General features: G+C 42.6%; 1 protein-coding gene. It reads right to left on the bottom strand.

Translation table 11 applies throughout. The annotated features are described in order from the left end of the window. Positions 1–256, bottom strand: a 256-nt coding sequence (locus tag KHA98_RS22840; protein ID WP_213260286.1) for a hypothetical protein, incomplete at both ends; no start/stop codon positions are given.

Raw genomic sequence — 256 nt, 5'->3', positions numbered from 1 at the left:
GGACAACTTGTCCTTCTTTGTTTTTAAATTCTATTGTAGCGCCGTTAGCTTCAGATAAAGGGGCTACGCTGTTCTCATCGTAAGTAACGGTTTTATAGAGCTCATTGGCGTTGTAATAACCTGCATTTGCAAACGAAATGGCATATAATCCCAGTGAGGCATCCCAGGATGTATTGGCTGTAAAAAGCCTTACCTCGTTTGCGGTATTGGTCTGGTAATCCATTTTTACTTCATGTCCGGATTCCAGGTACCAGCT

The organism is Flavobacterium branchiicola (assembly GCF_018383905.1).
GTDB classification, from domain to species: Bacteria; Bacteroidota; Bacteroidia; order Flavobacteriales; family Flavobacteriaceae; genus Flavobacterium; species Flavobacterium branchiicola.
The sequence above is the reverse complement of the archived record's forward strand: the minus strand, read 5'-3'. Positions and strand labels throughout refer to the sequence as shown.